Raw genomic sequence first — 10,186 nt, 5'->3', positions numbered from 1 at the left:
CCCATCGAAAGAGGGATCGCGCCGAGCGCGGCTTGCACCGTCGCTTTCGGGATATAGGCGATCGCGCAAAACAGGCGTTCTTTGAGATCCAAGGGAGTCTTGATCAAAGAGAGGAAGACGCCGCCCATACGGAAGACGAGCGAAAGCAAAATGACGGCGGCGACGATCCCGCCGCTCTTCGCGACGTAGGACAGATCGACTTCCGCGCCGACGAGGACGAACAAAATGATCTCGGCGAGAACCCAAATCTTTTCGTACTTTTTGGACAAACGCCCCGAGCGGATCGGATCCATCGCGTTATAAGTAACGCCGACCGTAACGACCGCGAGCATCGCGGAAAAAGGAACGTACTTCCCGACCGCGTTTTCCAGCGTCACGAACAGGAAGGCGAAAGAGATCATAACGATGATCTTGACGGTGTCGCGCGTGTGGATATGGCGGAACAAAAAGACCAAGCCCCATCCGACGAGCGCGCCGACCGCGATGCCGAGGACGATGGAAACGGGGACTTGCCAAAAGATTCCGAATTCGAACGTCCCCGTCTTCGCCATTCCGACGAGGGCGGTAAAGGCGACGATGACGAAGATATCATCCATCGAAGAACCTGCGTTCACCATCTGCGGGACGGAATGAAGCGTCCCGTAGCCGCCTTCCTGCAAAGCGATCATTCGGGGGACGACGACCGCGGGAGAGACGGCGGCGATGACCGTTCCGATGATCGCGCTTTCGAGAAGAGAAGTCTTGATAAGGAGCGTCGCGAACAGCATATAGCCGAGGATCTCGGTCAATGCCGGAACCATGCAGAGCATGATCGCGGGGCGGCCGACGATTTTCAGATCCTTTAAGTTCAGAGAAAGACCCGCGCGGGTCAAAATAATGATGAGCGCGGTTTCGCGAAGAGACGCGCTGACTTCGAGAAGCGGCGACGCGATCAGGTTCAAAAGATGCGGACCCAAAATGATGCCGACGAGAAGCATTCCGAGAAGAGGCGGAAGCTTGATCGCGCGGAAGATCGATCCGAGGATGACGGAAGAAAGAAGAATCAAAGCAAGACTCGTCAGAAAATCCATACCCTATCGCGCAAAACCGCGCACCTCCTTTTCTTTTTTATCGACGCTTACAGTTTAGTCCTCAAATCTTTCCTTGTCAAACGTTCGCTCCCGATTGCTTTCTCCCGCGCGTTATAATTCCCGAAAATCCGTCCAAACTAACGAAAAACGGAGGAAACTATGGACGCAGTTATCGAAAACCAAAACAAACGCGTATTCGCGGAAAACGAAGAGGAACTTTTGAACGAATGTATGAAATCCCTCGTCTACGGGATCCAGTCGTTGGACGTCGTCAAGGAGACGGCGATCGGCGAACTGAACTCCTACGTCAAACAGCTCATCGGCGAATACGGCGCGCTTTGCGAAAGAGTCAGCGATCAGATGAAGAAGCTGGACGTGGATCCCGAAGTCTACGGAACGATGAAACAAAAATGGCAAAAAAAGATGGTCAAACTTTCGATCTTCGGCGACAAGAGTAACGAGCATATCGCGGAAAAACTCATCAAAGGGACGAATATGGGGATCACCGACCTGACGCATTGCTTAAACGAAAACGCGATCTCGGTCAGCGACGAGACCGCCTCGATCGTCAAAGACACGCTCGCGATGTTCTCGGGCTCGGTCGAAGCGTTGAAAAAGTTTCTGTGAGCGTAAAAAAAGGTCGGCTCGAACCGACCTTTTACATAAGATTTTATTTTCAAATAACGTAATTGTCGCCGCCGTTATCGCCCGACATCAAGTCCGCGAGGGTCACGCTCCCGAGATATTCGCGGATCAAGGCGTACAGCTTTTCCCACATCGGAAGCGTCCTGCATTCGGAAGCGCGCGAACAAGGTTTCGCCGAAGCGTCCAAACAGGAGATCGGCGCGAGATCGCCTTCGGTCGTCTGCAAGACTTCGAGAATGGTCACGAGATCGGGGCTGCGATTAAGCTTATATCCGCCGCCTTTACCGTGTTGCGCGTCCAACATTCCCGCCTTGGAAAGGTCGGTCATGATCCCTTCGAGATACTTTTGCGAGATGTTCTGCCTCGCGACGATATCCTTTAAGGGAATATAATTCTCGCTCGCGTGCTCCGCGAGGTCGATCATAACGCGCAGCGCGTATCTGCCTCTTGTTGAAATCTTCATACCGTTCTCCTTTTATCGAATTTCCGCGATCGCTTCGATTTCGACCAAAGCCCCTTTCGGCAATGCCGCCGCCTCGATCAAACTTCTCGCGGGTCTCCCCGTAAAATACTTCCCGTAGATCTCGTTGAACGACGCGAAGTCCGAAATGTTCGCGAGGAAACACGTCGTCTTGACGACGCGGTCAAGCGAGCTGCCCGCGGCGAGAAGGACTGCGGAAAGGTTCTCGATCGCATTTTTCGTTTGGCTTTCGATCCCGCTTCCGAGCGCGCCGTCCGCGCCGATCCCGAGCTGACCGGAGCAAAACGCGAAACCGCCGCTGACGATCGCCTGCGAATACGGACCCACCGCTTTTGGCGCTTTTTCCGTTTGGACCTGTTTCATAGTACCCCCCTTTCCCGCTTTAAGTCAAGCGTTCTCTTTCCAGTATACAACATTACCCCACGGCTTGAAACCGTGGGGTGGAAAAAATTTTCGAATTGTTTTTTCAGTCTTGGAAGAGCGCCGTCGAAAGATAACGATCGCCCGTATCCGGCAGGATGACGACGATATTCTTCCCTTTGTTCTCGGGGCGCTTCGCAAGCTCGATCGCCGCCCAAGTCGCCGCGCCGGAAGAGATCCCGACGAGGACGCCTTCTTTCTTTCCGATGAGTTTTCCGACGGCGAACGCGTCTTCGTTTTGGACGGGGATGATCTCGTCGTAAACCTTCGTGTTGAGGACGTCCGGGACGAAGCCCGCGCCGATGCCTTGGATCTTATGCGGGCCCGCGACGCCCGTGGAGAGGACCGCGCTCGTCTTGGGTTCGACCGCGACGACCTTTACGCTCGGTTTCTTGCTCTTCAAGTACTCGCCCGCCCCCGTGATCGTTCCGCCCGTTCCGACGCCCGCGACCAAGAAATCGACCTGCCCGTCCGTGTCCTCGAAGATCTCGGGGCCCGTCGTCTCCCTATGGATCTTCGGGTTCGCGGGATTGACGAATTGCCCGGGGATAAAGCTGTTCGGGGTTTCGGCGGCGAGTTCCGCGGCTTTCGCGATCGCGCCTTTCATTCCCTTCGCGCCGTCCGTCAGGACGAGTTCCGCGCCGTAGGCTTTCATCAGTTGCCTGCGCTCGACCGACATCGTCTCGGGCATAACGATGATGATCTTATACCCTTTCGCCGCCGCGATCGCCGCAAGTCCGATCCCCGTGTTGCCCGAAGTCGGTTCGATGATGACCGAGTCCGATTTCAACAAGCCTTTTTCTTCCGCGTCTTCGATCATCGCTTTCGCGATGCGGTCTTTGACCGACCCCGCGGGGTTGAAGTATTCGAGTTTCGCGAAAATTTTCGCTTCCAAATTCAGTTCCTTTTCGATATGCGTAAGCTCCAAAAGCGGAGTTTTGCCGACGAGTTGATCCGCCGAAGTGTAGATTTTAGCCATTGTTTTATTCTCCTTTTCGATTCTGTTATTTTACTGCCGCGAAGCCTCTTTCGAGATCCGCGAGGATATCGTCGATGTGTTCCGTTCCGATGGAAAGGCGCACGGTATTCGGTTTAATGCCCGCGCCGAGCAACTCTTCTTCACTGAGCTGCGAATGCGTCGTGGAAGCCGGATGAATGACGAGAGATTTGACGTCCGCCACGTTCGCGAGCAAACTGAAAAGTTCCAAACTCTCGGTGAACTTTTTCGCTTTTTCTGCGTCGCCTTTGATCTCGAAGGTAAAGATCGAAGCCGCGCCGTTCGGGAAATAGCGATCGTACAGCGCTTTCTGCTTCCCTTTTTCGAGAGAGGGGTGATTGACCTTCTCGACCTGCGGATGCTTCTTTAAGAATTCCACGACTTTCAGCGCGTTCTCGACGTGGCGCTCCAAGCGAAGCGAAAGCGTTTCGAGACCTTGCAGAAGAAGGAACGAGTTAAAGGGCGAGATCGCCGCGCCTTGATCTCTCAAAAGGGTCGTCCTGAGTTTGATGATATAGGCGAGGTTTCCGACCGCCTCGGTAAACACGACGCCGTGATAGGACGGATTGGGTTTGCTGAGCCCGGGGAACTTGTCGTTTTGCGCCCAGTCGAAATTGCCGCCGTCCACGACGACGCCGCCCATCACCGTCCCGTGCCCGCCGATAAACTTGGTCGCCGAGTGGACGACGACGTCCGCGCCGTGCTCGATCGGACGCAGGTAATACGGAGTCGCAAAGGTGTTATCCACGATAAGCGGAACTCCGTTTTTATGCGCGACGGACGAGATCGCTTCGAGGTCGATAACGTCCGAGTTGGGGTTGCCGAGCGTCTCCGCGTAGAAAAGTTTGGTATTCGGTTGAACCGCTTTCGCGAAGTTTTCGGGATCCGAGGGGTCGACGAAGGTAACCGAAAGCCCCTGCTCTTTCAAGGTGTGCGCCAGCAAGTTGTAGGAGCCGCCGTACAGGTTGCTCGAAGCGACGATATGGTCGCCCGCCGTCGCGATATTCTGAATCGCATAGGTGATCGCTGCGGAACCGGAAGCCGTCGCGAGCGCCGCGGCGCCCCCTTCCAAAGCGGCGATCCTCTTTTCAAAGACGTCGCTCGTCGGGTTCATAAGTCTGGTGTAAATATTGCCGCCTTCGGTCAAGCCGAATCTGCCCGCCGCTTGCGCGGAATCCTTAAAGACGTAAGACGTCGTCGCGTAGATCGGCACCGCTCTCGCGTCGGTCGCCGGATCGGGCTGCTCTTGCCCGACGTGAATTTGTAACGTTTCGAATTTGTAGTTAGCCATAATATAAAATCTCCTTTTTATTTTCATTAAACGATTGCGTCTGCGAAGTTCCTATCTGCAACATCGACAACACATTCGTCCGAAACGGAAATTTTTGCGAACAAGCGCGATCAGTAATTCAGTCATGGCGTTTCTCCTTTCTACCCACTAACCTCGTAGGTTGATTTGATAATACCATAGGAATTCCTGCCTGTCAAGGGTTTTTACAAACTTTTTTCAATACTTCTCAAAAAATCCGTTTCCCTTAAAAACGGAAAAACGGCGAATCGCTTCGCCGTTTCGCTTGAATCGTTTTCGGATTCTTTTATTCGTTATTCGTGGCAACAAACGTGCCCCGCGCCGCGGAAGGTCTCTTCATCGTAGGGGATATTTTCCCTTTGATAATAATCGAGGATCGCGTTTTTGATCGCCTCTTCCGCGAGAACCGAGCAGTGGATCTTATGCGCGGGAAGCCCGTCCAGCGCTTCCGTGACCGCTTGATTCGTCAAAGTGAGCGCGTCGGAAAGCGGTTTCCCCTTGATAAGTTCGGTCGCCATCGAGCTCGACGCGATCGCGGAGCCGCATCCGAACGTCTCGAACTTTACGTCCTCGATGATCCCGTCTTTGATCTTCAAATAGATCTTCATAATATCGCCGCATTTGGCGTTTCCGACTTCACCGATTCCGTTCGCGTCTTCGATCACGCCGACGTTACGGGGATTTCTGAAATGGTCCATTACTTTTTCACTGTATAAAGCCATCGTCTTTCTCCTTATTCCAATATAAAAGGTTTCTTTCCTTGCGTCTTATCTCTCCAAATCGGCGACATCGCGCGAAGTCTCGCCACGACTTTCGGGATTGCTTCGAGCGCGAGATCGATCTCCTCTTCGGTCGTGTACTCGGAAAGCGTCAAGCGAAGCGATCCGTGCGCGATCTCGTGCGGATGCCCGATCGCGAGAAGGACGTGGGACGGATCCAACGAACCCGACGTGCACGCCGACCCCGAGGACGCTTCAATCCCGAATTCGTCCAACAAAAGGAGCAGGCTTTCTCCCTCGATCCCTTCGAAGCAGAAATGCACGTTCCCGGGCAGGCGGTTTTCTTTATCGCCGTTCAAGACGCTGTGGGGGATCGCGCTGAGCCCGCTTATGAGTTTATCGCGCAGTCTCGCGACCCGCTTCGCGTTCTCGTTCAAATGCTCCGTCGCCTCCGTCAGCGCGGCGGCAAGCCCCGCGATACCCGATAGGTTCTCCGTTCCCGCGCGGCGACCTTTCTCCTGCGCGCCGCCTTCGATCAGGTTCGACAAAGCGACGCCCTTTCGCGCGAACAAAACGCCGACGCCTTTGGGACCGTGGAACTTATGCGCGGACAGGGATAAAAGATCGATCTTCATCTCCGAAACGTTCATCGGGATATGCCCGACCGCTTGCACGGCGTCCGTGTGGAACAGAACTTTCTTTTCTCTGCACACCGCGCCGATCTCCGCGATCGGAAGCACCGATCCGATCTCGTTATTCGCGCTCATCGCGGTTACGAGACAAGTATCCTCGCGGATCGCGGCGGCGACTTCGGCGGCGGTCACGTTCCCTTCGCTCCCGACGGGAAGATAGGTCACCTCGAAGCCTTGCTTTTCGAGTTTCGCGAGGGTATGCAGGACAGCGTGATGCTCAAACGCCGTCGTCACGATATGCTTTTTCCCCTTTCTCTCGCCGATCTTCGCGGCGGACAGGATCGCTTGATTATCCGCTTCGCTCCCGCCCGACGTAAAATAGATCTCCTCGGGATTCGCGCCGAGCGCCTTTGCGACCGCGGCGCGCGCCTCTTCGAGCTTCTCTTTGACTTCCTGCCCCATCGAATGCAAACTCGACGGATTCGCGTAGTACTCCTCGAAAAACGGGATCATCGCTTCGATCGCCGCTTTGCTCATTTTCGTTGTGGACGCGTTATCCAAATATACCTTCATAAAAGCTCCCTCGTTCGTAATTCGGAAGCATTATACCATCTTCAACCTACCTTGTCAATAGGTTGATAGCGACAAATGAAAAATTTTTGAAAAGACGGTAAAAAAGCCCGCTTCCGAATGATTCGAAAACGGGCTTTTCGCCGAGTAAAATTATTTGATGCGCCGCGCTTCTTCCGATCGCAAGCGCTTTGCGATTTTTTATCTGCGGTTTTCCAAGACGGAGACGAGCGCTTTCAAGGTGTCGAGCGAAGTGATCGGCTGTCTGCCCGCTTCGATCGCCGCGCGGCGGATCAGCGCGCCGTCCGCGTAGTGGACGCCGGAAAGGATCGCGCGCGTGTTGACGACGTATGCCGCTTTGCCCTCTTTAATGAAATCGACGGCTTCGCTCTTGCCCTCGCTCGCCTTGCCGAGATGCTTCGTCTCGTAGCCTTTTTCGAGGAGATACTTGGTCGTAAGACCCGTCGTAGCGAAAGTAAAGCCCATTTTCGCGAGTTTCACGAGGAGCGGGAAGGCTTCGTCCTTATCCTCGTCCGCCAAACTGACGAAGACGACGCCGCTTCTTTCGAGCTTCATTCCCGAAGCGATAAAGGCTTTTTCAAAGGCTTCGTCCGCCGTCTTTCCGACGCCGATCGCTTCGCCCGTGGATTTCATTTCGGGAGAAAGATAGGAATCAAGTCCCGAGAGCTTCAAGAAGGAGAACACGGGGACTTTGACGAAATAGCCGCGGTCTTTTTCGGAGTAACCCACGTAGCCGAGATCTTCGAGACTTTCCCCGAGAATAACTTTGGTCGCGACGTCCGCGATCGGGATCCCCGTCGCCTTGGAGAGGAAGGGGACCGTCCTCGACGAACGCGGATTCACCTCGATGACGTAGACGTCCTCGTCCTTTACGATATACTGGACGTTGAACAATCCGCGGATGCCGACGGCAAGCCCGAGTTTCTCGGTGTAATCCAAGATCTTTTGCTTCACGGTTTCCGAAAGCGAAAGCGCGGGGAAGACGGAAATGCTGTCGCCGGAGTGGACGCCCGTCCGCTCGACGAGCTCCATAATGCCGGGGACGAAGACGGTTTTTCCGTCCGAGATCGCGTCGGTCTCGACTTCTTTTCCTTTGATATACTTGTCGATCAAGACGGGCTTATCCTCGCCGATCTCGACCGCTTCGGTCAGATAAGAGAGGAGCTCCGCTTTTTTGGAGACGATCATCATCGCCCTGCCGCCGAGGACGAAACTCGGGCGAACGAGCAAGGGATAACCGAGCGCTTCCGCCGCCTTGACGCCTTCTTCGACGCTCTTGACCGCGACGCCCTTCGGACGGGGGACGTCGATCTCCGACAAAAGTTTATCGAACAGATCGCGGTCTTCCGCTCGATCGATCGCTTCTTTACTCGTCCCGATCAAAGGCGCGCCCATTGCCGCGAGAGGCGCGGCGAGATTGATCGCCGTTTGTCCGCCGAGCGAGGTGACGACGCCCGCCGCTTTCTCGAAATCCAAGACGCTCGACACGTCTTCGGGGGTCAACGGCTCGAAATAGAGTTTATCCGCCGTCGTGTAATCGGTGGAGACGGTTTCGGGGTTATTGTTGATGATGATCGACTCGTAGCCCGAAGCTTTGATGGTCTGCACGGCGTGGACGGTCGAATAGTCGAATTCGATACCCTGCCCGATGCGGATCGGACCCGCGCCGAGGACGACGATCTTCTTTTGATCGGTGTGGACGGAATCGTTCTTCCCCGTGTAAGACGAATAGAAATACGGGATATATTTGCCCGTGTGAAGGGTATCCACCATACGGAACGCGGGGACGACGCCCTGCGCCTTGCGGAAAGCGGAGACTTCCTTTTCGGTCGAATCCCAAAGCTTCGCGACGTACTTATCCGAGAAGCCCATCTTTTTCGCGGCGAGGAGTTCCGCCTTTTCGAACTTCGCTTCTTTCAAACGCTCTTCTTCCTCGATGATCTTTTGGATCGAGCGAATGAAATAAGGCGTGATCATCGTTACTTTCGAGACGGCTTCGACGGTCGCTCCGCGCGACAAAAGCTCCGCGATCGCGAAGAAGTTATCGGCGCGGAAGACGCGAATATACTCGAAGAGTTCTTCCTCCGTCATATCGTCGAACTTCGGGTGATAAAGGTGGGAGACCTTGACTTCGAGAGAACGAACGGATTTCAACATGCATTCTTCGAGGTTGCTCCCGATGCCCATGACTTCGCCCGTCGCCTTCATCTGCGTTCCGAGAAGGTTGGACGCCGTCGTAAACTTATCGAACGGGAAACGCGGGAATTTCGCGACGATATAATCGAGAGAAGGCTCGATCGCCGCCGTTCCTCCCGCGACTTCGATCTCGGAGAGGAGCATCCCGACCGCGACTTTCGCCGTAACGCGGGCGATCGGATAACCGCTCGCTTTGGAAGCAAGCGCGGACGAACGCGAGACCCTCGGATTGACCTCGATCAGATAGTAATCGTCCGAAGTCGGAGAGAGCGCGAACTGGACGTTGCAACCGCCCGAGATTTCAAGCTCTTTGATGATCTTGATCGCGCTGTCGTTCAAAGTTTTGAGTTGTTTTTTCGTCAGCGTCAGGATCGGCGCGACGACGATCGAATCGCCGGTATGCACGCCGACGGGATCGACGTTCTCCATTCCGCAGACGGTGATCGCGTTATTCTCCCCGTCGCGCATCACTTCGAATTCGATCTCTTTATAGCCCTTTACGCTCTTTTCGACGAGAACCTGACGGACGGGAGAAAGGCGGAAACCCTGCTCCGCGACTTCGACGAGTTCTTCCTCGTTATCCGCGAAGCCGCCGCCCGTTCCGCCGAGAGTAAACGCGGGGCGAAGGACGACCGGATACCCGATCTCTTTCGCCGCGGCTTTCGCTTCTTCGACCGAGTAGGTCACGAGCGAGGGGATGACCGGCTCGCCGATCTTTTCGCACATCTCTTTGAAGAGTTCTCTGTCTTCGGCTTTCTTGATGCTTTCGCTCTTCGTCCCGAGAAGTTCGACGCCGTACTTTTTCAAGACGCCGCTCTTTTCAAGCTCGATCGCGAGGTTCAGCCCCGTCTGCCCGCCGATGCCGGGGAGGAGCGCGTCGGGTCTTTCCTTCTCGATGACCTTTTCGATATAAGAAACGGTCAAAGGCTCCATATAGACTTCGTCCGCCATTTGCGGATCGGTCATGATCGTCGCGGGGTTGGAATTGACGAGAAGGACGTTATAGCCTTCCTCGCGCAACGCGATACAAGCCTGCGTGCCCGCGTAGTCGAATTCGGCGGCTTGTCCGATGACGATCGGCCCCGATCCGATGATCATTATTTTTTTCAGATCCGTGCGCTTCATA

The 10,186-nt window shown here is 54.9% G+C and carries 9 protein-coding genes; 1 reads left to right on the top strand and 8 read right to left on the bottom strand.

Translation table 11 applies throughout. The annotated features are described in order from the left end of the window. Positions 1-1,070: cation:proton antiporter (locus K5753_06950; protein MCR4726937.1), on the bottom strand; the 1,070-nt coding region annotated here is incomplete at its 3' end. 159 nt (positions 1,071-1,229) lie between these two features. Here K5753_06950 and K5753_06945 point away from each other — a divergent pair. Continuing rightward, positions 1,230-1,697: a hypothetical protein gene (locus tag K5753_06945; protein ID MCR4726936.1), complete on the top strand. Its 468-nt coding sequence runs from the start codon at positions 1,230-1,232 to the stop codon at positions 1,695-1,697. Positions 1,698-1,746: 49 nt separating this feature from the next. Here the strand turns inward: K5753_06945 and K5753_06940 are convergent, their stop codons facing one another. From K5753_06940 to carB, 7 genes are all read right to left on the bottom strand, one after another. Next, positions 1,747-2,178, bottom strand: a complete 432-nt coding sequence (locus K5753_06940) for an RrF2 family transcriptional regulator (protein MCR4726935.1) — start codon at positions 2,176-2,178, stop codon at positions 1,747-1,749. A gap of 12 nt (positions 2,179-2,190) precedes the next feature. Next, a complete protein-coding gene (locus tag K5753_06935; GenBank protein MCR4726934.1) occupies positions 2,191-2,559 on the bottom strand; it encodes a Rid family detoxifying hydrolase in 369 nt (122 codons plus the stop codon). 103 nt (positions 2,560-2,662) lie between these two features. Continuing rightward, positions 2,663-3,595, bottom strand: a complete 933-nt coding sequence (gene cysK, locus K5753_06930; GenBank protein ID MCR4726933.1) for a cysteine synthase A — start codon at positions 3,593-3,595, stop codon at positions 2,663-2,665. 25 nt (positions 3,596-3,620) lie between these two features. Beyond that, on the bottom strand, positions 3,621-4,904 hold the full coding sequence (locus K5753_06925) for an O-acetylhomoserine aminocarboxypropyltransferase/cysteine synthase (GenBank protein ID MCR4726932.1): 1,284 nt from the start codon (positions 4,902-4,904) through the stop codon (positions 3,621-3,623). A 311-nt stretch (positions 4,905-5,215) separates the two neighbouring features. After that, positions 5,216-5,644, bottom strand: a complete 429-nt coding sequence (nifU, locus tag K5753_06920; GenBank protein ID MCR4726931.1) for a Fe-S cluster assembly scaffold protein NifU — start codon at positions 5,642-5,644, stop codon at positions 5,216-5,218. An 11-nt stretch (positions 5,645-5,655) separates the two neighbouring features. Further along, complete coding sequence (gene nifS, locus K5753_06915; GenBank protein ID MCR4726930.1) at positions 5,656-6,846, bottom strand: cysteine desulfurase NifS; 1,191 nt, start codon at positions 6,844-6,846, stop codon at positions 5,656-5,658. A gap of 198 nt (positions 6,847-7,044) precedes the next feature. Next, entirely contained in the window at positions 7,045-10,185 is a 3,141-nt protein-coding gene (gene carB, locus K5753_06910) for a carbamoyl-phosphate synthase large subunit (protein MCR4726929.1), read from the bottom strand. Between the last annotated feature and the right edge of the window lies 1 nt (position 10,186).

It is taken from the genome of Clostridia bacterium, from assembly GCA_024685775.1.
Lineage (GTDB): Bacteria > Bacillota > Clostridia > Christensenellales > CAG-1252 > CAG-1252.
This window is presented reverse-complemented; position numbering and strand designations above follow the sequence as displayed.

Excerpts from the sequence above, each read along its gene's own strand:
- K5753_06945 (MCR4726936.1), top strand. The coding sequence starts at position 1,230 with ATGGACGCAGTTATCGAAAACCAAAACAAACGCGTATTCGCGGAAAAC.
- K5753_06940 (MCR4726935.1), bottom strand. The coding sequence starts at position 2,178 with ATGAAGATTTCAACAAGAGGCAGATACGCGCTGCGCGTTATGATCGAC.
- K5753_06935 (MCR4726934.1), bottom strand. The coding sequence starts at position 2,559 with ATGAAACAGGTCCAAACGGAAAAAGCGCCAAAAGCGGTGGGTCCGTAT.
- cysK (MCR4726933.1), bottom strand. The coding sequence starts at position 3,595 with ATGGCTAAAATCTACACTTCGGCGGATCAACTCGTCGGCAAAACTCCG.
- K5753_06925 (MCR4726932.1), bottom strand. The coding sequence starts at position 4,904 with ATGGCTAACTACAAATTCGAAACGTTACAAATTCACGTCGGGCAAGAG.
- nifU (MCR4726931.1), bottom strand. The coding sequence starts at position 5,644 with ATGGCTTTATACAGTGAAAAAGTAATGGACCATTTCAGAAATCCCCGT.
- nifS (MCR4726930.1), bottom strand. The coding sequence starts at position 6,846 with ATGAAGGTATATTTGGATAACGCGTCCACAACGAAAATGAGCAAAGCG.
- carB (MCR4726929.1), bottom strand. The coding sequence starts at position 10,185 with ATGAAGCGCACGGATCTGAAAAAAATAATGATCATCGGATCGGGGCCG.